This window comes from Pseudomonas sp. NFIX10 (assembly GCF_900111955.1).
Lineage (GTDB): Bacteria > Pseudomonadota > Gammaproteobacteria > Pseudomonadales > Pseudomonadaceae > Aquipseudomonas > Aquipseudomonas fluorescens_AA.
Genome location: NZ_FOKH01000003.1, coordinates 1 through 24,052, shown reverse-complemented (window position 1 = coordinate 24,052; position 24,052 = coordinate 1). Strand labels below are relative to the sequence as shown.

At 61.6% G+C, this 24,052-nt stretch carries 25 protein-coding genes; 20 read left to right on the top strand and 5 right to left on the bottom strand.

Annotated features, from left to right (window positions below; genetic code table 11):
* The first annotated feature begins 180 nt into the window (after positions 1-180).
* From BM321_RS03565 to BM321_RS03555, 3 genes are all read left to right on the top strand, one after another.
* Positions 181-360 (top strand): con-10 family general stress protein, encoded by a 180-nt coding sequence (locus tag BM321_RS03565; protein WP_082343568.1) that lies wholly within the window; start codon positions 181-183, stop codon positions 358-360.
* Between the two features lie 63 nt (positions 361-423).
* A complete protein-coding gene (locus BM321_RS03560; protein ID WP_092441540.1) occupies positions 424-651 on the top strand; it encodes a hypothetical protein in 228 nt (75 codons plus the stop codon).
* A 186-nt stretch (positions 652-837) separates the two neighbouring features.
* Positions 838-1,308, top strand: coding sequence for an arsenate reductase ArsC (locus BM321_RS03555; protein ID WP_092441539.1), 471 nt, complete (start codon positions 838-840; stop codon positions 1,306-1,308).
* Between the two features lie 4 nt (positions 1,309-1,312).
* Here the strand turns inward: BM321_RS03555 and BM321_RS03550 are convergent, their stop codons facing one another.
* On the bottom strand, positions 1,313-1,846 hold the full coding sequence (locus BM321_RS03550) for a DUF3087 family protein (RefSeq protein WP_092441538.1): 534 nt from the start codon (positions 1,844-1,846) through the stop codon (positions 1,313-1,315).
* 217 nt (positions 1,847-2,063) lie between these two features.
* On the opposite strand from BM321_RS03550, the gene ppnN reads away from it, so the two are divergent.
* Entirely contained in the window at positions 2,064-3,437 is a 1,374-nt protein-coding gene (gene ppnN, locus BM321_RS03545; protein ID WP_092441537.1) for a nucleotide 5'-monophosphate nucleosidase PpnN, read from the top strand.
* 129 nt (positions 3,438-3,566) lie between these two features.
* Here ppnN and BM321_RS03540 read toward each other — a convergent pair whose 3' ends face one another.
* Positions 3,567-4,235, bottom strand: a complete 669-nt coding sequence (locus BM321_RS03540; RefSeq protein ID WP_092441536.1) for an HAD-IA family hydrolase — start codon at positions 4,233-4,235, stop codon at positions 3,567-3,569.
* Positions 4,236-4,406: 171 nt separating this feature from the next.
* Positions 4,407-5,753, bottom strand: coding sequence for an MATE family efflux transporter (locus BM321_RS03535; RefSeq protein ID WP_092441535.1), 1,347 nt, complete (start codon positions 5,751-5,753; stop codon positions 4,407-4,409).
* Positions 5,754-6,125: 372 nt separating this feature from the next.
* Between BM321_RS03535 and BM321_RS03530 the strand changes: the two genes are divergently transcribed.
* The 14 genes from BM321_RS03530 to BM321_RS03460 all read left to right on the top strand — a co-directional run bounded on the left by BM321_RS03530 (position 6,126) and on the right by BM321_RS03460 (position 20,885).
* Complete coding sequence (locus BM321_RS03530) at positions 6,126-7,343, top strand: methyl-accepting chemotaxis protein (protein WP_092441534.1); 1,218 nt, start codon at positions 6,126-6,128, stop codon at positions 7,341-7,343.
* 11 nt (positions 7,344-7,354) lie between these two features.
* Positions 7,355-7,723: a response regulator gene (locus BM321_RS03525; protein WP_003203044.1), complete on the top strand. Its 369-nt coding sequence runs from the start codon at positions 7,355-7,357 to the stop codon at positions 7,721-7,723.
* Positions 7,724-7,738: 15 nt separating this feature from the next.
* The gene (locus tag BM321_RS03520) at positions 7,739-8,023 is read left to right on the top strand and encodes an STAS domain-containing protein (protein ID WP_092441533.1); all 285 of its coding nucleotides are present in this window, start codon (positions 7,739-7,741) and stop codon (positions 8,021-8,023) included.
* 28 nt (positions 8,024-8,051) lie between these two features.
* Positions 8,052-10,154, top strand: a complete 2,103-nt coding sequence (locus BM321_RS03515; RefSeq protein ID WP_092441706.1) for a chemotaxis protein CheA — start codon at positions 8,052-8,054, stop codon at positions 10,152-10,154.
* A gap of 33 nt (positions 10,155-10,187) precedes the next feature.
* Positions 10,188-11,846: a methyl-accepting chemotaxis protein gene (locus BM321_RS03510; RefSeq protein ID WP_092441532.1), complete on the top strand. Its 1,659-nt coding sequence runs from the start codon at positions 10,188-10,190 to the stop codon at positions 11,844-11,846.
* A gap of 39 nt (positions 11,847-11,885) precedes the next feature.
* Entirely contained in the window at positions 11,886-12,422 is a 537-nt protein-coding gene (locus tag BM321_RS03505) for a chemotaxis protein CheW (protein WP_092328091.1), read from the top strand.
* Complete coding sequence (locus BM321_RS03500) at positions 12,419-13,255, top strand: CheR family methyltransferase (RefSeq protein WP_175534897.1); 837 nt, start codon at positions 12,419-12,421, stop codon at positions 13,253-13,255. Before BM321_RS03505 ends, BM321_RS03500 begins: the two co-directional genes overlap by 4 nt.
* The gene (gene cheD, locus BM321_RS03495; protein ID WP_092441531.1) at positions 13,252-13,749 is read left to right on the top strand and encodes a chemoreceptor glutamine deamidase CheD; all 498 of its coding nucleotides are present in this window, start codon (positions 13,252-13,254) and stop codon (positions 13,747-13,749) included. Before BM321_RS03500 ends, cheD begins: the two co-directional genes overlap by 4 nt.
* A 2-nt stretch (positions 13,750-13,751) precedes the next feature.
* Entirely contained in the window at positions 13,752-14,825 is a 1,074-nt protein-coding gene (locus BM321_RS03490) for a protein-glutamate methylesterase/protein-glutamine glutaminase (protein WP_092328094.1), read from the top strand.
* 635 nt (positions 14,826-15,460) lie between these two features.
* On the top strand, positions 15,461-17,209 hold the full coding sequence (locus BM321_RS03480; RefSeq protein ID WP_092441529.1) for an ABC transporter permease: 1,749 nt from the start codon (positions 15,461-15,463) through the stop codon (positions 17,207-17,209).
* Between the two features lie 10 nt (positions 17,210-17,219).
* Positions 17,220-18,524, top strand: a complete 1,305-nt coding sequence (locus BM321_RS03475; RefSeq protein ID WP_092328097.1) for an ABC transporter ATP-binding protein — start codon at positions 17,220-17,222, stop codon at positions 18,522-18,524.
* A 58-nt stretch (positions 18,525-18,582) separates the two neighbouring features.
* Positions 18,583-19,641, top strand: a complete 1,059-nt coding sequence (locus BM321_RS03470; protein WP_092441528.1) for a sensor histidine kinase — start codon at positions 18,583-18,585, stop codon at positions 19,639-19,641.
* Positions 19,628-20,266: a response regulator transcription factor gene (locus BM321_RS03465; protein ID WP_092441527.1), complete on the top strand. Its 639-nt coding sequence runs from the start codon at positions 19,628-19,630 to the stop codon at positions 20,264-20,266. The genes BM321_RS03470 and BM321_RS03465 overlap by 14 nt, the downstream gene beginning before the upstream one ends.
* A 76-nt stretch (positions 20,267-20,342) precedes the next feature.
* On the top strand, positions 20,343-20,885 hold the full coding sequence (locus tag BM321_RS03460) for a hypothetical protein (RefSeq protein ID WP_092441526.1): 543 nt from the start codon (positions 20,343-20,345) through the stop codon (positions 20,883-20,885).
* Between the two features lie 174 nt (positions 20,886-21,059).
* On the opposite strand, the gene BM321_RS03455 is transcribed toward BM321_RS03460, so the two are convergent.
* The gene (locus tag BM321_RS03455) at positions 21,060-21,989 is read right to left on the bottom strand and encodes a DMT family transporter (RefSeq protein ID WP_092441525.1); all 930 of its coding nucleotides are present in this window, start codon (positions 21,987-21,989) and stop codon (positions 21,060-21,062) included.
* A 110-nt stretch (positions 21,990-22,099) separates the two neighbouring features.
* Between BM321_RS03455 and BM321_RS03450 the strand changes: the two genes are divergently transcribed.
* Together BM321_RS03450 and BM321_RS03445 are read left to right on the top strand one after the other, a co-directional pair.
* The gene (locus BM321_RS03450; RefSeq protein ID WP_092441524.1) at positions 22,100-22,966 is read left to right on the top strand and encodes a LysR family transcriptional regulator; all 867 of its coding nucleotides are present in this window, start codon (positions 22,100-22,102) and stop codon (positions 22,964-22,966) included.
* A 227-nt stretch (positions 22,967-23,193) separates the two neighbouring features.
* The gene (locus tag BM321_RS03445) at positions 23,194-23,694 is read left to right on the top strand and encodes an HIT family protein (RefSeq protein WP_092441523.1); all 501 of its coding nucleotides are present in this window, start codon (positions 23,194-23,196) and stop codon (positions 23,692-23,694) included.
* Between the two features lie 82 nt (positions 23,695-23,776).
* Here the strand turns inward: BM321_RS03445 and BM321_RS03440 are convergent.
* On the bottom strand, positions 23,777-24,052 hold a 276-nt coding region (locus BM321_RS03440), incomplete at its 5' end, for a transposase (RefSeq protein ID WP_139236195.1).

Below are 24,052 nucleotides of genomic sequence, written 5' to 3'. Positions count from 1 at the left end.
TAAAACCCAGTAATCCTGTACAACTTTCAAGCGAAGCGGCTGTATAACTTTCCCCTTGGCTTTTATTCGATCTATAACCGTTCGTCGCCAACGAAACGTTTTCATTAAACTTCCCCCGGGAATCTTCTTTCACAGCTAGGCGAGGCAGTTGCTCGCTTAACCAAAATGAGGATTCTCAACATGGCTAACACTGGAAACAAGAACCCAGGTAATTTTGCAAATGATCGTGAAAAAGCATCGGAAGCCGGCAAGAAAGGCGGACATGCTTCGGGCGGCAATTTTGCGAACGACCGGGAAAAAGCCTCTGAAGCCGGTAGGAAAGGTGGCGAACGCAGCCATGGCGGCGGCAGAAAATCGTAACCTGGAAAACCGCCAGGACGCAGTCACGCTGCGCCCTGGCGCTTGATCGTACAGAGGTCGCCCATGAGCAGCCGGGATCGATTCATTATCAGTTTCATCAGCAACGGCCAACCCGACAATCGCGTGGTCGAGGCCCGCTCCGAGACATTGAGTGTCAGCGAAGCCGAAGCCTTGTTGAGGGCAACGTTCAATGAACTCGAGAAAGTTGAACTCAGCGATGTGCAAGTTCAGAAGAAAACCAGGCCCAACGAAGAAGAACATGGCGTGCCGGGACATTTCAAACAGCCATAATTCAAACTAATTCCGTAACGCCCCGTTTGTTTGACACTTCGAACACCCTGCGGCTAGGGAGCAAACTCCTTCGCCACGCACTGGCATTTCAACCATCCAACGGCGCTAAAAATATGGAATTTCATATATTCGACTATCCATATATACTCCAGCGCAGCCCACCCCGCGCCTATCGGAGCCGAATCGATGAAAGTCCTCTTCATGTGCACCGCCAACAGCTGCCGCAGCATTCTCAGCGAAGCGATGTTCAACCATCTGGCCCCGGCCGGGTTCGAAGCCGTCAGCGCCGGCAGCTTTCCCAAGGGCCAAGTGCTGCCGCGCAGCCTGAGCACCTTGCAGGAGGCCGGTATCTGTATCAACGGCTTGTGCAGCAAAGGCAACGATGCTTTCGAAAGCAGCCCGCCGGACGTCGTGATCACGGTGTGCGACAACGCCGCCAACGAGGCCTGCCCGGTGTATTTCGGTCCGGCGCTCAAGAGCCACTGGGGCCTGGCGGACCCGTCGGAGGCCAAAGGCAACGATGATCAGGTCGGCCAGGCGTTCCACAGCACCCTGGACCGCATCGAAGCCCGCTGCCGGGCCTTCTTCGCCCTGCCCTTCGACCAGTTGGACGCCCAGGCCCTGAAAGCCGAGCTGGACCGCATCGGCACCCTCTGACCGCTCAACCGGCGTTATACGCCTGCTTCACCGTCTCGATCCAGCTTGGGTCCAGGCGCGACTGTTCGGTGTCCAGGCCCAGCGCCCGCATGTTCGCCAGGTGCCCGTCGGCTTCACGCGCCAATGAGCCCTGGGCGCTGGAGTTGGCGTCCAGCTGATGCATCTGGGCCAGTCCCAGGTGATAGAAGCGCAGCAGCTTCATGGCGGTGGGGTCCTGGGCCTGCACACCGGCCGTCACCTGGTGCATCACGTTGGTGATTTTCATCAGGCTGCGCTTGAGCTGCCAGCCATATACCGCGGCGGCCATCCACGGCTGCGACCAGAAATACTGGCGCATCAGCACGGCCATCGCCAACACGGCGACAATCACCCCACCGAGGTTGAAGCGAAAGTTATCGCCTCCGGGCGTACCCAACAGCATCACGGCCAGGCTGGACAGCAGCATCGCCAGGGCCAGGAACACCACCGCGATGATCAGGGTGCTGCGGCGGGTCTGCCTGCGGTAGGTGTCGCCATCCCACGGTTTGATCTCGAACATCGCGGCGCAATTTCCTTGTACGGCATCAAAAGAGTCACGCATTATCGCCTGCCCGGTCGATTTAGCTATGCTGGGGCTCATTTTGTATGGCCGCCGACTCGCCGGGCCCGGATCGAAGTCCATGGCGATAGCGCAAGGATCGTGCGATCTTTCGGCGTGGACGTTTTTTTCAAGATGCCGTCGTTGTGTGCATGGCATCGTTTTCAAGGAAAGCTGAATGACTCAAAGACATGTAATCAACGCCTCGGTAAGCCCCAAGGGCAGCCTGGAGACCTTGTCCCAGCGCGAAGTGCAGCAACTGAGCGAAGCCGGTTCCGGCAGTATCTATACCCTTTTTCGCCAGTGCGCCCTGGCCATTCTCAATACCGGCGCCCATGTCGATAACGCCAAGACCATCCTGGAAGCCTACAAGGACTTCGAGATCCGCATTCACCAGCAGGACCGGGGCGTACGCCTGGAGCTGCTGAACGCGCCAGCCGATGCGTTCGTCGACGGCGAAATGATCGCCAGCACCCGGGAAATGCTCTTCAGTGCCCTGCGCGATATCGTCTACACCGAGAACGAACTGGACAGCCAGCGCATCGACCTCAGCTCGTCCCAGGGCATCAGCGACTACGTGTTCCACCTGCTGCGCAACGCCCGCACCCTGCGCCCTGGCGTGGAGCCGAAAATCGTCGTGTGCTGGGGCGGTCACTCGATCAACACCGAAGAATACAAATACACCAAGAAGGTCGGCCACGAACTCGGCCTGCGCAGCCTGGACATCTGCACCGGCTGCGGCCCGGGCGTGATGAAAGGCCCGATGAAAGGCGCCACCATCGCCCATGCCAAGCAGCGCATCCAGGGTGGGCGCTACCTGGGCCTGACGGAGCCGGGAATCATCGCCGCCGAGGCGCCGAACCCGATCGTCAATGAGCTGGTGATCCTGCCGGACATCGAGAAACGCCTGGAAGCCTTCGTGCGTGTGGGCCACGGCATCATCATCTTCCCCGGCGGCGCCGGTACGGCGGAAGAGTTCCTGTACCTGCTGGGCATCCTGATGCACCCAGCCAACGAGGACCTGCCCTTCCCCGTCGTGCTCACCGGGCCGAAAAGCGCCGCGCCGTACCTCGACCAGTTGCATGCGTTCGTCGGTGCAACCTTGGGCGAGGCCGCGCAGAAGCACTACCAGATCATCATTGACGACCCGGCCGAAGTGGCCCGTCAGATGACCCAGGGGCTCAAGGAGGTCAAGCAGTTCCGCCGCGAGCGCAACGACGCCTTCCACTTCAACTGGCTGCTGAAGATCGACGAGGGCTTCCAGCGCCCGTTCGACCCGACTCACGCCAACATGGCCAGCCTCGGCCTGAGCCGTGACCTGCCCGCCCACGAACTGGCCGCCAACCTGCGCCGGGCGTTCTCGGGGATCGTGGCCGGTAATGTCAAGGACAAGGGCATCCGCCTGATCGAAGAGCACGGTCCTTACGAGATCCACGGCGACGCCGCCATCATGGAACCCCTCGACCGCCTGCTCCAGGCCTTCGTCGCCCAACACCGCATGAAACTGCCGGGCGGCGCGGCATATGTGCCGTGTTATCGCGTGGTGACCTGACCTCTCTGAGGACCACAGATCCAATGTGGGAGCGAGCTTGCTCGCGATGGCGTCGGTACATTCAGCATTGATGCAGGCTGAACCACCGCTATCGCGAGCAAGCTCGCTCCCACAGGAGTTTCGCGGCGGTCATAGCATCGAAGGCAGTCGCATCAGGCCGGCCTCATCCACCTCAATGCCTAGCCCGAGGTAATCCTTGATCTGCGGATGAAGGGTGACCACGGGGTGCGTGTGCGTTGTCGTCACCACCATCACATCGGCCCCGGCGGCCTCGCCTGCCCGAATACCGGCCTCGGCGTCTTCAAACACCAGACACTCCTGGGGCGCCACCTGCAAGCGTTCGGCCGCCAGGCGATAGCAGGTGGGGTCGGGCTTGCCGTCACTCACGTCCTCGGCGGTCACCATCACTGCCGGGCGCGGGATCCCCGCCGCTTCCATACGCCGCAAAGCCAATGCCATGGGCGCTGAGGTGACGATTGCCCATCGCTCTGGCGGCAGGCTTTTCAGAAATGCCAGCGCACCGGGCACTTGCACCACCCCTTCGACGTCTTCGATTTCTTCCCGGGTAAGCTGCTCGGCCTCGGCCTGGGCATCTACCCCTGGCAGGTGCTGGCGGGCGATGGTGTCGATGGCGCGCACACCATGGATGGTCGGCAGGAACGTCGCCACGTCCAAGCCATGGCGCAGGGCCCAGCGTGTCCAGATCCGCTCGGTGGCGGCAATGGAATTGAGCAGTGTGCCGTCCATGTCGAAGAGGAAGGCGCGGTAGGCAAGGTTGGGTAGAGGGCTGGCTGGCATCGGATCCTCGGTGGCGGCATGACGGGTAACGACCACTGTAACATCGCCAGGCACCAAACCCTTGTGGGAGCGAGCTTGCTCGCGATAGCGGTGGATCAGCCTGCATCGATGCCGAGTGTGCCGACGCCATCGCGAGCAAGCTCGCTCCCACAGGGGCCGGTGATGGATTGATTACACCAACCGCTCGATCGGCTGATGCTGCCAGACCCGCTTGTAGTAAAGCGTCTGCAACAACAGCATGCTCAAGTAAGCCACCGGGAACGCCATCCACACCCCTTGCAGCCCGAAGTGCGCGTCCAGCAGATACGCGGCCGGCACTTGCACAGCGACGATGCAGAAAATCGAGATGGCGACCGGCACCAACACCGTGCCGCTGGCGCGCATGATGCCGCCGACGATCGCCTGGAAGCCGAACACCAGCAAACTCCAGAGCATGATATGCAGCAAATGTTCGGCCTGGACCCGGGCCGCCGGGTCAGTGATGAACAGCCCCAGCAGCCAGTGGGACAACAGGTAGCCCAGGAGCACCAGCCCACCGGTGAGCCAGAGGTTGAATGCAAGCCCCGTGCGCAGGATCGGCCCCAGGCGCTCCAGGCGGCCGGCACCGATGGCCTGGGCGCCGAGGATAGAGGCAGTGATGGCAATCGACAGCGCCGGAAACTGCACGTAGTTGACGATCTGCGTCACCGCGCCGTAGGCCGCCGTGGCCTGGGAGCCGTGGCGATTGACCAGCGCCAGGATCACCAATTCCGACAACGAGATCACCACCATCTGCAACCCCGTGGGCAGGCCGATGCGCAACACCTTGCCGAGGATGTCCCTGTCCAGGCGCATCGCCGCGAACAACGCACGGTCCGGCGCCAGGGCATGCTCGCGGCGACGCAGGCGCCACGCCAGCATCAGCATCGCCGACGTCGTCCCCGCCAGCCCCGCCCATGCCGCACTCTGGATGCCCATCTGCGGCAACCCCAGCCAGCCGCGAATCAACGCTGGCGTGAGCAGCAGCCCGACACTGGTGGACACCAGCAGCGCCAACATCGGTGACACCGTATCGCTCACCCCGCGCAGCAGCTGGGTGAACAGTACGAATACCAGCAACATCGGCAAGATCCACAGCATGACCCGGGCATAGGAAATGGCGTCCTCCAGCACATCGGCCGGCGTGCCGAGCCCTTGCAACGCCTGACGCGCAAAGACACTGCCAAGCACCGCCGCCACCAGGCCAATGATCGCTCCCAGCAACAAGGTCGAACCGGCAATCGCCTTCACCGTACCGGTTTCGCCGGCACCATAGGCCTGCCCGATCAACACCCCCGCCCCCGCGCCCAGGCCGATCACCAAGGCGATAAAGAAAAACACGATGGGAAACATGCCCGACACCGACGCCAATGCCTGGGTGCCGAGCATCTGGCCGATGTAGATGCTGTTGAACGTGCCGGACATGGACTGCAGGAAGTTGGACAGGACCATGGGGATCAGGAACAGGAGATAGGTTTTCCAGAGGGGCTGGGTCGGCATGGGGACTCTGATGGCAGGTTCGAAAATCCGATGCGGGGTAATTTAGCTCAATACATCGATTCTGTTTCAGAAGATGTCCGTTTTCGTGGCGAGGGCGCATGCTACCGTCGGGCTGCGCAGCCGTCCCAAATCCACAGGACTAACGCCCTTGGCGCAAAGGCTCGCCTCACGCCCCAGCCGGAGCAAGCGCCCTAGCCCGGGGATCTCCACAGGTCAGGCCATCTCGACAATTTCCCAATCTCGTCTATTCTCAGATATCACTGTGCCATTATTTTTATCGAAATCGGACGACTGGTCCTCAAGACAGTGCCGACTTTGCAGATAACCAGTTATTCGCAAATTACCTCAGCACCACTGTTCAAGGACCGAACCATGACGTCGTACTCTCACGGTCATTCCCTTTCCCAATCACAACCACGCATTCTCTGGAGTGCCGTGCTGGTGGCCATTGCCGCGGGCATTGGCGTGCTGGCGTTCAATGGCACGAGTGGGCAAAACATCGGTTTGAGTGTGGCGATCCTGGCGCTGGGCGTCGGTGCTGGCGTATGGGGTGCGCGTTCGCAACGCCAGCAGTTCGACAGTGCCCTCGCCGCCGCCATCGCCCACCACGACCTGCAAGGCAGCGAGCACCTGGCCCATAAAACCCACGCACAACTCAACGACGTCATCCTCGGTGCCATGCCGATCTGGGCCAAGCAGGTCGAAAGTTCCCGGCAGCAGACCGAAACCGCGATCGTTTCCCTGACCAGCCGCTTCACCGGCATTTCGTCACGCCTGGAAGACACCGTGCAAGCCTCGCAATTGGCCGCCGGTGAACTGGCCGGCGGCAGCGGTGGCGGCGCCGTGCAGGTGCTGGCCCAAAGCGAAGGTGAACTGGTCAAGGTCATCGATTCCCTGAAGGCCACCCAGGCCAGCCGCGACGAAACCCTGGCCCAGGTGCGCAACCTGACGGCCTATACCGGCGAGCTGCGGACCATGGCCGCCGACGTCGCGGCGATTGCCGCGCAGACCAACCTGCTGGCCCTCAACGCCGCCATCGAGGCCGCCCGTGCCGGCGAGGCCGGGCGTGGGTTTGCGGTGGTGGCCGACGCCGTGCGCAGCCTCTCGAGCAAGTCCAGCGAGACCGGCCAGCAGATGTCGGCCAAGGTCGACATCATCAACACCGCCATCACCCAACTGGTGCATGCCGCCTCCAGCGGCGCGGACCAGGACAGCCATTCGGTCAGTGCCTCCGAGCAAAGCATCCAGCAGGTGCTGGAGCGCTTCAAGAGTGTCACCGGCCGCCTGGCCGACTCGGCCGACATGCTGCAACGGGAAAGCTTCGGCATCCGTGATGAACTCACCGAGGTGCTGGTCAGCCTGCAATTCCAGGATCGGGTCAGCCAGATCCTCAGCCACGTGCGCGACAACATAGAGGACCTGCATGTGCATCTGCAGCAGGCCAGTCAGTCGCCCGACCAGGCCGTCTCCATCGATGCCCGCCAATGGCTGGCGCGCATGGAAACCACCTACGCCACCGACGAGCAACGCCGCAATCACCACGGCGACTCGAGCGCGCAACAGAGTTCACAGGAAATTACCTTCTTTTAGGAGAGCCGCTCATGGCTAAAAGTGTATTGGTTGTCGACGACTCCGCGAGCGTTCGGCAGGTGGTCGGCATCGCATTGAAAAGTGCCGGCTATGACGTGATCGAAGCCAGCGATGGCAAGGACGCGCTGGGCAAGCTCAACGGCCAGAAAGTGCATCTGATCATCAGTGACGTGAACATGCCCAACATGGACGGCATCACCTTCGTCAAGGAGGTCAAGAAGCTGGCCAGCTACAAGTTCACGCCGATCATCATGCTCACCACCGAATCCCAGGAATCGAAGAAACAGGAAGGCCAGGCCGCCGGGGCCAAGGCCTGGGTGGTCAAGCCGTTCCAGCCGGCGCAGATGCTGGCGGCGGTATCCAAGCTGATTCTTCCTTGATAGCCGGAGGCTCCCATGCCGTTGCACTACGAAACACAGGATGACACCGCCCAGGTGCACATCGACGGCGAGCTGACGATCTACACCGCGACCGAGCTGGCCGCACAGTGGCTGCCGCACCTGGGGGCAACGCCGCGAATGGCCCTTGATCTGTCGCAGATCACCGAGATGGACGGCGCTGGCCTGCAATTGCTGCTGATGGTGCAGCGCGAGGCCTCCCGGGCCGGGACCCAACTGACCCTCACCGGCCAAAGCCAGGCCGTCACGGAGACACTTGCCCTGTGCAACCTGGTTGCCTAGGACGTCGGACACGACAAAGGAAATGAGCGTGAGCATCAATCTCGATCAGGCACAACAGACCTTCATCGTCGAGGCGCGGGAACAGTTGCAGGCGATGGAAGAGTCGCTGCTGCAACTGGAAACCGACCCCGGCGACGATGACGCCATCGGCGCGATCTTCCGGGCGGCCCACACGATCAAGGGGTCGGCCGGCCTGTTCGGCCTGGAACCGATCGTCAGCTTTACCCACATCGTCGAAGACGTGCTCGACCGCCTGCGCAACGGCAGCGTCGAGGTGGACGCCGGCCTGATTGCGGTGTTGCTCAAGTCCAGCGACCACATGCTGGAACTGGTCAACGTGGCCGCCAACCAGGGCGGAGCGCTGCCGCCACCGGCCCTGCAACGGGAAGTGGAGCTGTGCCAGATCCTGCAGGAATACCAGGCGCCCTCGCCGGCCGCGGCGCCAACGCCGGCGCAGGAAACCGAAACCCGCGAACCTGGCGAAACGCGCCTCTGGCATCTTTCCCTGCGCTTCGGCCAGGACGTGTTCCGCAACGGCATGGACCCGCTGTCGTTCCTGCGCTACCTGCAAACCCTGGGTGAAATCGTCGACCTCACCACCCTGACCGACGCTCTGCCCGCCGCCGATGCCTGGGACGCCGAGTCCTGCTACCTGGGCTTCGACATCGCGTTTCGCTCGGCCGCCAGCCACGGGGCGATCAACGAAGTGTTCGATTTCGTCCGGGAAGACTGCGAGATCGAGATCGTTGCCCAAGATGACGACATTGCGCCTCCGGCCAACACCGGCCTGATGACCACATCACCGGAACCGGCCGAGGAAACCACTGCGCTGGTCGCCACCGGCGAGTTGCTGTCCGACCAGCGCAAGACACCGCGCATGCCCGCCCAGATCGCCACCGACAAACAAGCGGTGACCAGCGACAGCAAGGCCAAGGACGGCACCTACGTACGGGTCAACGCCGACAAGCTCGACGAGTTGATCAACCTGGTGGGCGAACTGGTCATTGCCAGCGCCGGCGCCAGCCTGCTGGCCCGCACCTGCCACAACGACCCGTTGCAGGAAGCCACCTCGTCGGTCTCCGGGCTGGTGGAAGAAATTCTCGACGGCGCCCTGCGCCTGCGCATGATCCCCATTGGCGAAACCTTCAACCGCTTCCGTCGGGTGGTGCGCGATGTCAGCCAGGAACTGGGCAAGGACATCGACCTGATCATCAGCGGCGCGGAGACCGAGCTGGACAAGACCGTGGTGGAAAAAATCGGCGACCCACTCATGCACCTGCTGCGCAACGCCATGGACCACGGCATTGAAACCGCCGAGGCCCGGCTGGCGGCCGGCAAACCGGTCAAGGGGCACTTGCACCTCAACGCGTATCACGACTCCGGCAGCATCGTGCTGGAAATCGCCGACGACGGCGCCGGCCTGAACCGCGACCGGATCCTGGAAAAAGCCCAGGAACGTGGCCTGGTACAGCCCGGTGCCAGCCCCACCGACCAGGAAATCTACAACCTGATTTTCGAACCCGGCTTTTCCACCGCCCAGGCCGTGACCAACCTTTCGGGGCGTGGCGTGGGCATGGACGTAGTCAAGCGCAACATCACCCTGCTGCGCGGCACCGTCGACCTGGACAGCCAGCCTGGCAAGGGCACCGTGGTGCGCATCCGCCTGCCACTGACCCTGGCGATCATCAATGGATTCCTGGTGGGCATCGGTCAGTCGACCTATGTGATACCGCTGGACATGGTCCAGGAATGCATCGAGCTGAGCGAAGACGATGGGCTCGCCAGCCGCGAGCAAGGCTACCTCGACCTGCGCGGCGAGGTGCTGCCCCTGGTCTACCTGCGCGATCACTTCAGCCACGAAGGCCCGGCGGCGCGTCGGCAGAACGTGGTGGTGGTGCGCTACGCCGAACTCAAGGCCGGGCTGGTGGTGGATGACTTGCTGGGTGAATTCCAGACCGTGATCAAACCGCTGGGCAAGCTGTTTGGCGCCCTTCGCGGCATCAGTGGCTCGACCATCCTGGGCAGTGGCGCCGTGGCGTTGATTCTCGACGTACCGGCGCTGCTCACCGAGATCGCCCAGACAGAAAACCGCTACACCCCGACTCAATTACAACAAGCCAACGCTCGCTGACGCTTTAGCAATTCCATGGAGAGGTACTTCCCAATGAAATGGTTCTACGATCTTAGAATCGCCACCAAACTGATCACTTCATTTCTTGTGGTGCTGGCCCTGACAGCCGTCATGGGGGTGTTCGCGATCATCCAACTGGGCGAGGTGAACAGCACCACCGTCGAGATCCGGGAAAACTGGATGCCCTCCATGCGTGCCGCCTCGGGCATGCGTTTCTACGGGGCAAACTACCGCCTCAAGGAAAACCGCCACATTACCGCCGATTCCGAACAGGAACGCGTCACCATCGAGCAAGAAGCCGAAGAGGCCAAAAAGGCCTTCGAGACGCGCCTGGCGACCTATGAAAAACTGCTCTCCAATGCAGAGGACCGCCAGCTGTTCGAAACCACCCGCAATGACTGGGTCGCTTACCTCGCCGTCAGCAAGGACCTGCTTGCACTGTCTCGGCAAAACCTGACCGAGCAAGCCCATGCCCTGCTCAAGGGCGAATCCAAGCGTCAATTCGATCTGGTGGTCAACGACCTGCAAAAACTGGTGGAACTCAATGACGCCGGCGCTGGCGCCGCCAGCGAGCGTGGCGCAGCGCTGTTTGAAAAGTCGCGCCTGTCGATCATCGTCGTGCTGATTGCCGCCCTGCTGGTGGGCCTGGGCCTGGCGCTGTTCATTTCACGAATCATTTCCCGCCCCCTGAAACAGGCCGCCGCCGTCGCCGAACAATTGGCCGAAGGCAACCTGAACGCGAAAATCGAAAGCGGCTCCAAGGACGAAACCGGCATGGTGCTCAACGCCATGCAGAACATGGTCGGCAAGCTCTCGCACATCATTGGCGAAGTGCGTAACGCCGCGGACAACCTGGCCAGCGCCTCGGAAGAAGTCAGCGCCACCGCGCAATCGATGAGCCAGGCCACCAGCGAGCAAGCGGCCAGTGTCGAGGAAACCAGCGCGTCCATCGAGCAGATGAGCGCCAGCATCAACCAGAACACCGAGAACGCCAAGGTCACCGATGGCATGGCCAGCAAAGCCGCCAAGGAAGCCACCGACGGCGGCGAATCGGTGCAGCAGACTGTGGTGGCGATGAAGAAAATCGCCCAGCGCATCAGCATCATCGACGACATCGCCTACCAGACCAACCTGCTGGCGCTCAACGCGGCCATCGAGGCGGCCCGAGCCGGTGAACACGGCAAAGGTTTCGCCGTGGTCGCCGCCGAAGTGCGCAAGCTGGCCGAACGCAGCCAGGTGGCCGCCCAGGAAATCGGCGAACTGTCTTCCAGCAGCGTCGATATGGCGGAAAAGGCTGGGAACCTGCTCAACGAGATGGTCCCCTCGATCAACAAGACCTCGGATCTGGTGCAGGAAATCAGCGCCGCCTCCGAAGAGCAGGCCGCCGGTGTGGCGCAGATCAACACCGCCATGACCCAGCTCAACCAGGTGACCCAACAGAACGCCTCCAGCAGCGAAGAGCTGGCCGCCACCGCCGAGGAAATGAGCAGCCAGGCCGAACAGCTGCAACAGGCCATGAGCTTCTTCACCCTGGACACGCCGCCCAAGTCTGCTGTGCAAGTTGCCAGGGTCGATAACACCCCCGGCTCCTCCGGCCGCAAACCGACGCGGGCACCGGCACCGATCATGCCCAAGGCGTTTGCCTACAACATGGCCACCGCCCCGGACGAATCGGAATTCACCCGGTTCTGATGGCCCGGTTCCACAGGCTTGCTTAAAGGAGAAAAAGCAATGGGCGCCATCGCGACCACACGTCAGACCGCCATCGCGGTCGAGGAAGAAGCGCAATACCTGACGTTCATGCTCGGCACGGAGATGTTTGCCATCGGCATCCTGTGCATCAAGGAAATCATCGAATACGGCAACCTGACCGTGGTACCGATGATGCCGACCTTCGTGCGCGGGGTGATCAACCTGCGGGGCGCGGTCGTGCCGGTCGTCGACCTGTCGGCCCGTTTCGGCCGGCCGAATTCGGCGATCAGCCGGCGCTCGTGCGTGGTGATCATCGAGGCGTCCAGTGCCGACGGCCAGGCCCAGGACATTGGCCTGCTGGTGGACACGGTGTCGGCGGTGCTGGAGATCCCGGCTTCGCAGATCGAGCCGCCACCGAGCTTCGGCGCGAAGATCCGAGCCGATTTCATCAGTGGCATGGCCAAGGTCGATGGCAAGTTCGTCATCGTGCTGGAGGTGGACCGCGTGTTGTCCATCGACGAAATGTCCCAACTCGCCGAAACCAGCCCGAACGCGCTGGAAGTGGATGCCCCGTGAACGCCGATAGCTGCAAGGAACGCCCCGCGAATGCGCTGGCGCTCAGTGACCGAGAGTTCGGCCAGTTCCAGTCCTGGCTATACCAGGCCGCCGGCATCAGCCTGTCCGAGGCCAAGAAAGCCCTGGTGGCCGGGCGTCTGTTCAAGCGCCTCAAGCACTATGGGCTGGACAGCTACGGCGAGTATTTCAAGCTGATCATGAACGGCCAGCGCACCGATGAATTACAAGTGGCGCTGGACCTGCTGACGACCAACGAGACCTACTTTTTCCGCGAGCCCAAACATTTCGACTTCCTGCGCCAACACGTACTGCCCCACGCGAAGCCGGGCAAGACCTTCCGCCTGTGGAGCGCGGCCAGCTCTTCCGGGGAAGAACCCTATAGCCTGGCCATGACCCTGGCCGAAGGGCTGGGCACCACGCCCTGGGAAGTGATTGGTTCGGACATCAGCAGCCAGGTGCTGGCCAAGGCGCGCTCCGGGCATTACCCGATGGAACGCGCCCGCACCCTGCCCCAGCCGCTGCTGGTGAAATACTGCCTCAAGGGCACCGGCAGCCAGCAAGGCACGTTCCTCATCGACCGGGCGTTGCGCAACCGGGTCAACTTCATCCAGGTCAACCTCAACGACACGTTGCCGGAGCTGGGGGAGTTCGATGTGATCTTCCTGCGCAACGTCATGATCTATTTCGACCAACCGACCAAAAGCAAAGTGGTCGCCCGCTTGATCCCCCGGCTCAAGCCCGGCGGGTATTTCATCGTCAGCCACTCGGAGAGTCTCAACGGTGTGTCCGATGCGTTGAAACTGGTGGCGCCCTCGATTTACCGCAAACCATGAACGCCGCCATCAGAGCAGTGGCCGAGGAGTACCTGGCGCCAGGGGAGTTTCGCTTCGCCACCTGCCCGACCCGCCTGCGCACGATTCTTGGCTCTTGCGTGGCGATCACGCTGTGGCACCCCGAACGCAGGATCGGTGCCATGTGCCACTTCATGCTGCCCAGCCGAGTGCGCTGCTCCACCGCACTGAATGGCCTCTACGCCGACGAAGCCATCGAACTGTTCATCCGTCAGGCCCGGGCGCACCACACCGACCCCGAGGACTACCAACTCAAGCTGTTCGGCGGCGGGGAGATGTTCCCCGAACTGCAACGGCATGTGCCCTACGGCGATGTGGCGCGACTGAACGTCAATGCCGCGCTGGAAATGGCCGCCCTCTATCGCCTCGACCTGATCGCCCAGGACATGGGCAGCACCGGCCACCGCAGCATCATCTTCGACCTGTGCAGTGGCGATGTGTGGGTCAGGCACCAACCTATAAGGACCCGGCACTGACCATGTCAAAAAAGATCAATGTACTGCTGGTGGATGACTCTGCCGTGGTTCGCCAGGTGTTATTGGCGATTCTCAGCGAGACACCGGACATCCACGTCATGGGCGCGGCGTCCGACCCGATTTTCGCCATGGATAAACTGGCCAAGGAATGGCCCGACGTGATCGTGCTGGACGTGGAAATGCCGCGCATGGACGGCATCACCTTCCTGAAGAAAATCATGAGCGAACGCCCCACCCCGGTGGTGATCTGTTCGTCCCTGACGCCCCGGGGCGCGGAAACGACGTTGCAGGCGATGGCCGCCGGTGCGGTGGAAATCATCACCAAGCCCACCACCGGGCTGAAGAACTTTCTGTTGGAGTCGGCGCCGGAATTGGTGTCGGCGATCCGTGCCGCCGCCCAGGTCAACGTGCGCAACCTCGGCAAGCGTCCCGCCCCGACGACGCTGACACCGGCGACCAAACTCACCGCCGACGCCATGCTGCCCGCCGCCAACGGCCATGCCATGGCGCAGACCACCGAACGCATCGTCGCCCTGGGCACCTCCACCGGTGGTACCCAGGCCCTGGAAGCGGTGCTCACCGCCCTGCCACGGGTCTGTCCGGGCATCGTCATCGTCCAGCACATGCCGGAAAAATTCACCGCCTCGTTCGCTGCCCGGCTCAACAGCCTGTGCCAGATCGAAGTGCGCGAAGCCCGTAACAACGACCGCATCCACCCGGGCCTGGCGCTCATCGCCCCGGGCGGCAAACACATGATGGTGACCCGCAGCGGCGCGTTCTACCACGTGCAAGTGGTGGACGGCCCGTTGGTCAACCGCCATCGCCCCTCGGTGGATGTATTGTTTCGCTCAGTCGCCAAATTCGCCGGCCGCAACGCCACCGGCATCATCATGACCGGCATGGGCGACGACGGCGCCCGCGGCCTGAAGGAAATGCTCGACGCCGGTGCCGCCACCGTGGCCCAGGACGAAGCCAGTTGCGTGGTCTTCGGCATGCCCAAGGAAGCGATCAAACTCAATGCTGCACAACGGGTGATGGGGTTGCAGGACATTGCGCAGGTGATCTTGCATCGGTAACAGATAAAAAAGGCAATCAAAACCTGTGGGAGCGAGCTTGCTCGCGATGGCGGCGGACCATTCAACATGGATGCAAGCTGTACCACCGCTATCGCGAGCAAGCTCGCTCCCACAGTGGAGTTGTGGCGAGGCGCGATCCCTCGTCACAGAAGCTTCAGCAGCCTATGCCTATACGGGCGAAATCGTCGCCAGCACGCCGATCAAAAGAGTCAGTGCCAAAAACCCACCTAGAAAAATCGCCATCTTCGCCATGAACACTCCTGGACCAAAAAAAAGCAGCACACGGGCAGCTCGATAGGCTGGCCGCGTGGTTATTCTGGGGCCGGGCCCAGGTTCATTACAGAGGCACCTGACGCAGGAAAATACGGATCAGACGAACACCCTCCTACCCTCCTCGCACAATTTCATTGAGCAACAAAAGATAAAGCCCTGCCGCAGAGTTCTCTCACCGAAGGGAACGGATATACCAACGTATATTTTCATGTCCCAAGTCAGCGTGGTCATCGACCCGGGCAGCACTTAATCTTGCCGGGCATTTAACGCCACCGTTCAAGTGCGCTTCAACTTCATGACTTCCGATGATCGCCAGTGTGGTCGCTGCCCTGATTTCCAAAGCTTAGTTATAGAGGTGATCCATGCGCCCTTCATTCCTTGCACCCGCATTGACGCCCTTCAAAAACAGAGGACAACTCCCCGCCCATTCCTGGCGCGCCGACATGGCGCTATTGGGCCTCCTGGTGCTCTTGGCTGCCTTTGTATTCCATGGCCTGGATCAGATGAACCAGCCCCTCGGCGTGCTGGACGCTTCGCCACTGTCCCTGGAGCTGGTGCACCTGCCGGAATATGCCTTGCGCACCACGTTGCGCATGTTCATCGCCTTGTTCGTTTCATTGGTTTTTTCCCTGGTCATTGCCACCTTGGCAGCCAAAAGCCGCAAGGCGGCAATGCTTATCCTGCCGGCGCTGGATATTCTCCAATCCGTGCCAGTCCTGGGCTTTCTCACTTTTACCGTTGTGTTCTTCATGGGACTGTTCCCGGGCAAGGAGACCGGCGTGGAGTGCGCGGCGATCTTTGCCATCTTCACCAGCCAAGTCTGGAATATGACCTTCAGTTTCTATCAATCGCTGAGAACCGTGCCCAACGATCTCTACGACGTCAGCCGACAGTTCTCGTTTTCGCCATGGCAACGTTTTGTCAGGTTGGAGCTACCGTTCGCCACGCCGGGCCTGGTGTGGAACATGATGATGTCGATGTCCGGCGGCTGGTTTTTCGTCGTCGCGTCCGAAGCCATTACCGTCGGCGACACCACCGTCAGCCTGCCGGGCATCGGTTCATGGCTGGCACTGGCGATCGAGCAGCAAAACATCGCCGCGATCGCTTGGGCGGTGCTGGCCATGGTTGGGGTGATCATTGCCTATGATCTGCTGTTTTTCCGGCCGATTGTCGCCTGGGCGGACAAATTCCGCTTTGAACAGACCGCCTCCCAGAAACGCCCACGGTCCAGAGTCTATGACCTGCTGCGCTCGACTCGACTGGTGCCCTTGGTGCTGCTGGCGCTGGGCAGCATCAAGGCGTCGTTGTTTCTGGAAAAGATCCCTCGGCTGCCGTCCATCCGCTTCAAGACCAGCGCCCGCGTCAGCCGCGCCGCCGACCTGGCTTGGCTCGCCCTGGTCGCCGCGGCCTGCATCGCCGGCATCCTGCACCTGTCGCGTTTCATTGGCAGCACCTTGGGCTGGGACGATGTCGCCAGTACCTTCGGCCTGGGCCTGGCCACCCTGTTGCGAGTCAGCGTGCTCATCGTGCTGGCCAGCGTAGTGTGGGTGCCCATCGGCGTCTGGATCGGCTTGAACCCACGCTGGGCCGAACGCCTGCAACCCGTCGCGCAATTGCTGGCGGCCTTCCCCGCCAACGTGCTGTTTCCGTTTGCGGTGATCGCCATCGTTGCCCTGAAACTCGATCCCGATGTCTGGCTCTCGCCGCTGATGATCCTGGGCACCCAGTGGTACATCCTGTTTAACGTGATTGCCGGTGCCAGCGCCCTGCCAACGGATTTGCGCGAGGCGGCGCGCAGCTTCCACGTACGCGGCTGGCAGTGGTGGCGCCAGGTCGCGCTGCCGGGCGTCTTCCCTTACTACATCACCGGCGCCCTCACGGCAGCGGGTGGCTCATGGAACGCCAGCATTGTCGCCGAGGCGGTGTCCTGGGGCGATCAGCATCTGTATGCATCCGGCTTGGGTGCCTTTATCGCCCAGGCCACCACGGCCGGGGATCTGCATCGGGTGGCGCTGGGCGTTGTGGTCATGTCGATTTTCGTGGTCGGTTTCAACCGGTTGCTGTGGCGCCCGCTGTACGGTTTCGCCGAACGTCGGCTTCGAATTGATTGAGGGGAATCTCATGCAAGTGATAGACAAACGCTGCCTGGTGGATGTGCAGCAAGTCGGCCATGTCTACGGCACGGGCGGCGGTGCCGAGCGCCGGGTCCTGGACAATGTCTGCATGCGCTTGGACGAAGGCGAAATCGTCGGCCTGCTGGGGCGTTCGGGCTCCGGCAAATCGACCTTGCTGCGCTCCATCGCCGGCCTGATTTCGCCCACCACGGGGGTGGTGGATTTTCCGCCCAATGCCCAAGGACTGGCGAGTTCGGTGCGCATGGTGTTCCAGAGCTTCGCCCTGTTCCCCTGGCTGACGGTGCTGCAAAACGTCGAGATCGGCCTCGAAGCCTTAGGCGTGGCGGCGCCTGAACGACGGCGGCGGGCACTGGCCGCCATCGATATGATCGGCCTCGACGGCTTCGAAAGCGCCTTCCCCAAGGAACTGTCGGGCGGCATGCGCCAGCGCGTCGGCCTGGCCCGCGCACTGGTGGTCAATCCGGATGTGTTGTTGATGGACGAGCCGTTTTCCGCCCTGGACGTATTGACCGCCGAAACGCTGCGCACCGATCTGCTGGAGTTGTGGCGTGAAGGGCGCATGCCAATCAGGTCGATCCTGATGGTCACCCATAACATCGAAGAAGCCGTACTGATGTGTGACCGGATACTGATTTTTTCCTCCAACCCGGGGCGGGTCATGAGTGAGATCGCCGTGGACCTCAGCCAGCCGCGCAATCGCGCCGACCCGGCGTTCCAAGCCTTGGTCGAACACATTTACGTGCAGATGGCCGGCGGCGCGAATGTCGGCTCCGCACGCCAGGAGAGCTTTGCAGGCAGTGGCGTGGGCATGGTCCTGCCGTCGATTTCCAGCAATGCCCTGGCCGGGCTGATCGAAGCGGTGCAGGATCAGCCATTTGCCGGCCAAGCGGATTTGCGCGAACTCGCCGACGCATTGCGCTACACCGCCAGTGATCTTTTGCCCGTCGCCGAGGTGTTGCAGCTCCTGCGCCTGGCCGACCTGCAGGACGGCCACATCACCCTCCTGCCGGCCGGGCTGCGCTACGCCGAGTCAGCGGTGGATGAGCGCAAGCACCTGTTTGCCCGGCACCTGCTTAAATATGTGCCGTTGGTGGGGCATGTGCGCCGGGTGCTGGACGACCGCCCCACCCGCACCGCACCGGCCAGACGTTTCCGTGACCAACTGGAAGATTTCATGTCCGAGCACGATGCCGCTATTACGCTGGACTGTGTCACGCAATGGGGACGCTACGCCGAGTTGTTCGCCTATGACGAAGTGGCCGATCAGTTCAGCCTGGACAATCCATCCTGAGGTGCTGCGGTATAAACTGCGTGGATCGGTCATTGGAGCAATGCGCGATGGACATTCAATGAGAAGAACCCAGCTGACCCTGCGCCTGCTGCTCCTGCTGGGGTTGGCCCTCGGCATCGCGGCGATCGATACGGTCACCGACCTGGAAATCGCGGTCGGGGTCTTCCAGATCGTGGTGGTGCTGATCGCGGTGAGAATCCTGCCGGCACGCGCCGTGGCCGGGGTCGCGTTCATCTGCATGGTCCTGACGATCCTGAGCTATCGGCTGACGCGATTTGGCGACACCGAGGCCGGGCTGATCAACGTGCTGATCAGCCTGGCGGCCATCGCCGGCACGACGTACCTGGCGCTGCGGCTCTCGGCCGCCGTGCGCACGGTGCACCAGACCCGCGCCCACCTGGCACACATCGCCCGCATCAACATGCTCGGCGAGCTCGCCGCCTCGATCGCCCACGAAGTCAACCAGCCCCTGGCTGCCGTGGCCGCCAGCGGCGGTGCCTGCCTGCGCTGGATGGCGACCGAGCCGCCCAACCTGCCCAAGGCCCGGCAGGCGGTGGAGCGGATCATCGCCGACACCCACCGGGCCAGCGATATCATCGTTCGGTTGCGCGGCATGGCCCGGCATCAAGCACCGACGAAGCAGTGGCTGAACGTGGCCGACACGGTCCATGCCGCGTTGCGCTTGATGACGGGCGAGCTGAACGAGCAGAACATCACTGTGCAGGTGCAGGTCCAGGACGGACTGCCGCCGATGCTGGCGGACGAAGTGCAGATCCAGCAAGTGATCCTGAACCTGGCGATGAATGCGCTCGACGCCATGCGTCAGGTTGACGTCGAGCAGCGGATTCTGCAGTTTCAGGTGACGCTCGAATCGCCTGGGCAACTGCTCTTTTCGGTATCCGACCAAGGCAATGGCTTGCCGGCCAGCGACCGTGAACGGGTGTTCGACGCCTTCTACAGCACCAAGCAGGACGGCATGGGGATGGGCTTGGCCATCAGCCGCTCGATCATCGAGGCCCATGACGGACGGCTCTGGGCCACCAGCCATTTGCCGTCAGGTTCGACCTTTCACTTCACGCTGCCCGCCGTCACAAGGGAATCCGATGAGCCAAACTGACATGCAAGACCAGCCCGATTCGAGGGTCTTCATCGTCGACGACGACCCTTCGGTGCGGGCCTCACTGCAAGACCTGCTGGCCTCCGTGGGCCTGGCGAGCATGGCCTTCGGCTCGGCCCGTGAATTCATGGATACCGAACGGCCGGACGTCCCGGCGTGCCTGATCCTCGACGTGCGCATGCCGGGCCTGAGTGGGTTGGATTTCCAACAGGAAATGGCGCGTTTGAATATCCAGGTTCCGGTGGTGTTCATCACCGCCCATGGCGACATTCCCATGTCCGTCAAAGCCATGAAGGCCGGGGCGCTGGAGTTCCTGACCAAGCCATTCCGCGAACAGGACCTGCTCGATGCAATCACCCTGGGCCTGAACCGCGACCTGGAACGGCGCAAGGCCGCGGCGAGTGTCGACGCGTTGAAACGTCGGCATGACGCGTTGACTGACGGCGAACGCGAGGTGATGGACCTGGTCGTGTCAGGGCTGTTGAACAAGCAGGTGGCCGCCCGACTGGGCTTGAGCGAGGTGACCGTGAAAGTGCGCCGCGGGTCGTTGATGCGCAAGATGGATGCGGACTCGTTGGCAACGCTGGTGAAGATGTCGGAAAAACTCAAGGAAGCAGATCGCTAGCGGCCCATGATCACGGCTATCATTGCCGTTCGCCCTGTTGACGGGCGATGTCGCTGCCCCCCTCAAGGACTCAGGTATGAACCTTCTGCCGTCACGCTCTACCCTCTTCGTCTCCAGCCTTTTGCTCAGTTCGCTGTGCTTCGCCGAAGGCGAGCCAACCGACGGCAGCCTCATCAAGGACTCGACCAAGGCAGCCGTCTCAAGCTTCATTACCGCTGGCAAGAACCTGTTGGGCGGTGTCAGCGAAGGCGTGCTCGATGGCCGTGAATCGGTGCAGGGCACCGACGGCGCGGCGATCATTTCTTCCAATGAGCACCTGAAAGACCGCGTCACCATCGAAGTCCTGAAGCTGGAGCCCGTCGACGACACCTTCAGCGTCACCCTCGGCTTCAAGAACAGCACCGACACCCAACTGCGCCTGATCAACCTCGGCCAGACGGGCGCCTTGCTCGCCATCGACCAGGCCGGTTACGCCAACAAGCTCGCAGGGTTTGAAAACCCGGATGAAGTCACCATTCCGCCGAAGACGGCCGTGCGGCAGAAGTTTGTGTTTGAAGGGTTGAACGAGAAAATCAACACCGTGCGCGTGTGGGGCCAGGATTATCAGGTTAAAAAATAAGGGGCGCTGCGTTGATCGTTCCCACGCTCCGCGTGGGAATGCATCCCGTGACGCTCTGCGTCATATGCCAAGGGCGGAACGCAGAGCGTCCCTGGTGGCATTCCCACGCGGGAGCATGGGAACGATCGATCCGCGTCAGCCGGCCTGGCACATCACCATCCGGTCAGGTAATCCTCAGCCAGCGGCGGCTTTTGCCACCTTCGCCGGCTCAAAATTCAACGCAAGCACACTCGCCAACACGATAACCGCCCCAACCATCACCATCGCCGCTGGGCGTTCGGCCAGGACTAGACAAGCCATCGACATCGCCGTGGGCGGTATCAGGTAAAGCGCCATGGAAGCGCGGCTCACGTTGCTGTGCGCCAGCACGTAGGCCCAAGCAAGGTATGCCAGCGCGCTGGGAAAAATACCGAGAACCAACACCGCCAGGTTCACCGAAGCCGAAGCCTGTCGTGCCGCGCTCAACATGCCCGGCGCGAAAATGAACAAAAGGAGTGTGCCCGACCAGACGGTGTAACAAACCAGGGTCAAACCGTCGTAGCGATGGGTATGGCGCTTCTGCAAAGCGAAATACATACTCCAGGACAGCGCCGCCAGCAGAATCAATAGCCCACGGGCGTCCATGTCACCCAAGCCTCGATCCCCCGTGACGACTATGGCAGCGCCAAGCAAGCCGCACAGGACACAGCCCCATTGCCAAGCGCCAACTCTTTCCTTGAAGACAGAATGCGCCAGCAACGTACTGAACAGAGGGGTGGACTGGGCCAGGACACTGGCCGCCCCAGCGCTGACACCCCGCTGCCCGTAATTGAGAGCGATGTGGTGCAGACTCACGGCAAAGAAACCCAACACCGCCAGCAACGGCCAATCCCCGAGACGTGGCCAGGCAATACCCTTCGCCATCGCGACGACGGCCATGAACACCGAAGCGATGAGAAACCGTACCAATGCCAGTTGACCCGGTTCGTAGGCCTGCAAGCCGATGCGAATACCAATCGGCGAATAGGCCCAGCAAAGAATCACGAACATCGTCGCCAGGATCACTTTTACGCGGGGTCTGCTGGGGTTCTTCAAGCCTTCAAACGGCACACAACGGGTTTCCATTCAGAGTTCCTGCGCACTGAGCGCTTGGTCTATTTACGCCGCAGTATCAAAACCACCCACCCTCAATACAAGTGACTTAAACTCAGCCAACTATTCACTTTGGGTGAGTTATGGACCTGTCCCAACTGCGCATGCTCAAGACCGTCTGCGACACCGGCAGCATCGCCCGCGCCGCCGAAGTGCTGCACTGCGTGCCGTCCAACATCACGGCACGGCTCAAATCCCTGGAGCGGGAGTTGGGTACACCGTTGTTTTTTCGTGAAGGTCGCGGCTTGCGGGTCAGCCCGGCGGGCGAGGTGTTCCTGGGATACGCGATAAAAATCCTCGGCCTGACGGAAGAAGCCCGCCGCGTGGTCAACCCCAGTCACACGCCAAGCGGACCGCTGCGCATTGGCGCCATCGAATCCAGCGCCACGGGGCGCCTGCCGCAGTTATTGGCCAAATACCACGCGCAGTATCCTCAGGTGTCGCTGGAACTGAGCACGGGGACTTGGGCACAGTTGCTGGACGATACCCAGCACCACCGGCTCGACGGTGTGATCGTGGCGGTCGATGTGGAGCGGCCGGGGCTCAAGCGCGCCGTGATGTACCGCGAAGACCTGATGCTCATCGCCTCCGAATCCCACGGCCCCTTGCGCAACGCCGCCGACCTGCAAGGCAAGGCCATCTTCATGTGGCCCCCGGGCTGTCCGTACCGCTTTGCCTTGGAGCAGTGGTTGCTGCGCCATGACCAAGTGCAACCGATCATCAGCATCGCCAGCTATGGCGCCATCGTCGGCTGCGTCAGTGCCGGTGCCGGCGTCTCGCTGGTGCCTCGTGGGATCTATGAGCAATACCGCCAGGGGGCTGGCTGGATAGGGTATGAATTCCCTGAGCTGACGGGCATCGATAACCTTTTCTACTGGCATGAAAACGCTGGCCGGCATCCTGCCAGGGAAGCGTTTTTGACGATGTTGAAGACGGAGTTCGAAGGGTAGTTGCAACCTCGCCACAAAAGCCATTGGATTGGCGGTATCCCACTGACCATTCTTGTGGCAAGGGGATTTATCCCCGTTGGGGCGCGAAGCGGCCCTAAAAGCCAACAACTCGGTCCACCGCCCTCCCTCGCCACAGGTTCTCATCAATCTTGCCTGTCAGCGCACGGCTGAAAAATGTTACATAGTTGAAGGATCGGTCCTAACCGCACTACGACAGGGAGTCAGCTTTGGAACCAGCACCACCGTTTATCCTCCATGAAACGAACCATTGGACAGTCAACCATCACTTGGCGTCCGCCCTGCCCGGCTACCTCATGCTCGGCGCCAAAGCTCACGTGAACTCATTGGCCCAATTGCCCGCGTCGGCGTTAGCGGAGCTGGGTGGCCTGATGGCACACATCCAGAGCGTCCTTGAAACACAGCTCAACCCCAAATGGCTTTACATCAGCCGATTCGGCCACGATCCCCGCTACCCGATCCACTTCCATTTCATCCCGGTGTACGACTGGGTCGAGGCGTTATTTTGGAAAGATACGCGGTACAGGCTGCTGGAGAGCTTTGGGAATCAAAGGGATGCCCAGACATTGACCGACGGTGCGGAGCTGACGTTGTTCATTTGGCGGGAGTTTGGGGAGAGCACAACGCCGCCAACCATTCAGGGGCCGTCAATTGAACAAGTGATTGAAAGATTGAGTCAGTCATTCAACTCAGTTGTACCGGTCACATGAACATCAAAACATCATCCGTCGCGGGAGTGTCAGGTTTTTTGTGTGCGGGCCGGTAACGGCCTGCCGTTAGGCAGACCTTCATTTACCACGTCGGCCTGATGAACCGGTCCCCGTACAGGATCGCGAATTGATTCATGGCACTTTTCCAGTCGTGGGCCGCACTGCCCCAGTTCGCCGTGATATTGCGCAAGCCCAGCCAGATTAATTTGATTGCAGCGTCATCGGTTGGGAAGTGTCCTCTCGTTTTAATGATCTTGCGCAGTTGAGCGTTGATGCTTTCGATTGCATTGGTCGTGTAGATCACTTTTCGAATGGCCGGTGGGAAAACAAAAAATGGGACGACTCGATCCCAGGCGCG

Excerpts from the sequence above, each read along its gene's own strand:
- BM321_RS03565 (WP_082343568.1), top strand. The coding sequence starts at position 181 with ATGGCTAACACTGGAAACAAGAACCCAGGTAATTTTGCAAATGATCGT.
- BM321_RS03560 (WP_092441540.1), top strand. The coding sequence starts at position 424 with ATGAGCAGCCGGGATCGATTCATTATCAGTTTCATCAGCAACGGCCAA.
- BM321_RS03555 (WP_092441539.1), top strand. The coding sequence starts at position 838 with ATGAAAGTCCTCTTCATGTGCACCGCCAACAGCTGCCGCAGCATTCTC.
- BM321_RS03550 (WP_092441538.1), bottom strand. The coding sequence starts at position 1,846 with ATGTTCGAGATCAAACCGTGGGATGGCGACACCTACCGCAGGCAGACC.
- ppnN (WP_092441537.1), top strand. The coding sequence starts at position 2,064 with ATGACTCAAAGACATGTAATCAACGCCTCGGTAAGCCCCAAGGGCAGC.
- BM321_RS03540 (WP_092441536.1), bottom strand. The coding sequence starts at position 4,235 with ATGCCAGCCAGCCCTCTACCCAACCTTGCCTACCGCGCCTTCCTCTTC.
- BM321_RS03535 (WP_092441535.1), bottom strand. The coding sequence starts at position 5,753 with ATGCCGACCCAGCCCCTCTGGAAAACCTATCTCCTGTTCCTGATCCCC.
- BM321_RS03530 (WP_092441534.1), top strand. The coding sequence starts at position 6,126 with ATGACGTCGTACTCTCACGGTCATTCCCTTTCCCAATCACAACCACGC.
- BM321_RS03525 (WP_003203044.1), top strand. The coding sequence starts at position 7,355 with ATGGCTAAAAGTGTATTGGTTGTCGACGACTCCGCGAGCGTTCGGCAG.
- BM321_RS03520 (WP_092441533.1), top strand. The coding sequence starts at position 7,739 with ATGCCGTTGCACTACGAAACACAGGATGACACCGCCCAGGTGCACATC.
- BM321_RS03510 (WP_092441532.1), top strand. The coding sequence starts at position 10,188 with ATGAAATGGTTCTACGATCTTAGAATCGCCACCAAACTGATCACTTCA.
- BM321_RS03505 (WP_092328091.1), top strand. The coding sequence starts at position 11,886 with ATGGGCGCCATCGCGACCACACGTCAGACCGCCATCGCGGTCGAGGAA.
- cheD (WP_092441531.1), top strand. The coding sequence starts at position 13,252 with ATGAACGCCGCCATCAGAGCAGTGGCCGAGGAGTACCTGGCGCCAGGG.
- BM321_RS03490 (WP_092328094.1), top strand. The coding sequence starts at position 13,752 with ATGTCAAAAAAGATCAATGTACTGCTGGTGGATGACTCTGCCGTGGTT.
- BM321_RS03480 (WP_092441529.1), top strand. The coding sequence starts at position 15,461 with ATGCGCCCTTCATTCCTTGCACCCGCATTGACGCCCTTCAAAAACAGA.
- BM321_RS03475 (WP_092328097.1), top strand. The coding sequence starts at position 17,220 with ATGCAAGTGATAGACAAACGCTGCCTGGTGGATGTGCAGCAAGTCGGC.
- BM321_RS03470 (WP_092441528.1), top strand. The coding sequence starts at position 18,583 with ATGAGAAGAACCCAGCTGACCCTGCGCCTGCTGCTCCTGCTGGGGTTG.
- BM321_RS03465 (WP_092441527.1), top strand. The coding sequence starts at position 19,628 with ATGAGCCAAACTGACATGCAAGACCAGCCCGATTCGAGGGTCTTCATC.
- BM321_RS03460 (WP_092441526.1), top strand. The coding sequence starts at position 20,343 with ATGAACCTTCTGCCGTCACGCTCTACCCTCTTCGTCTCCAGCCTTTTG.
- BM321_RS03455 (WP_092441525.1), bottom strand. The coding sequence starts at position 21,989 with ATGGAAACCCGTTGTGTGCCGTTTGAAGGCTTGAAGAACCCCAGCAGA.
- BM321_RS03450 (WP_092441524.1), top strand. The coding sequence starts at position 22,100 with ATGGACCTGTCCCAACTGCGCATGCTCAAGACCGTCTGCGACACCGGC.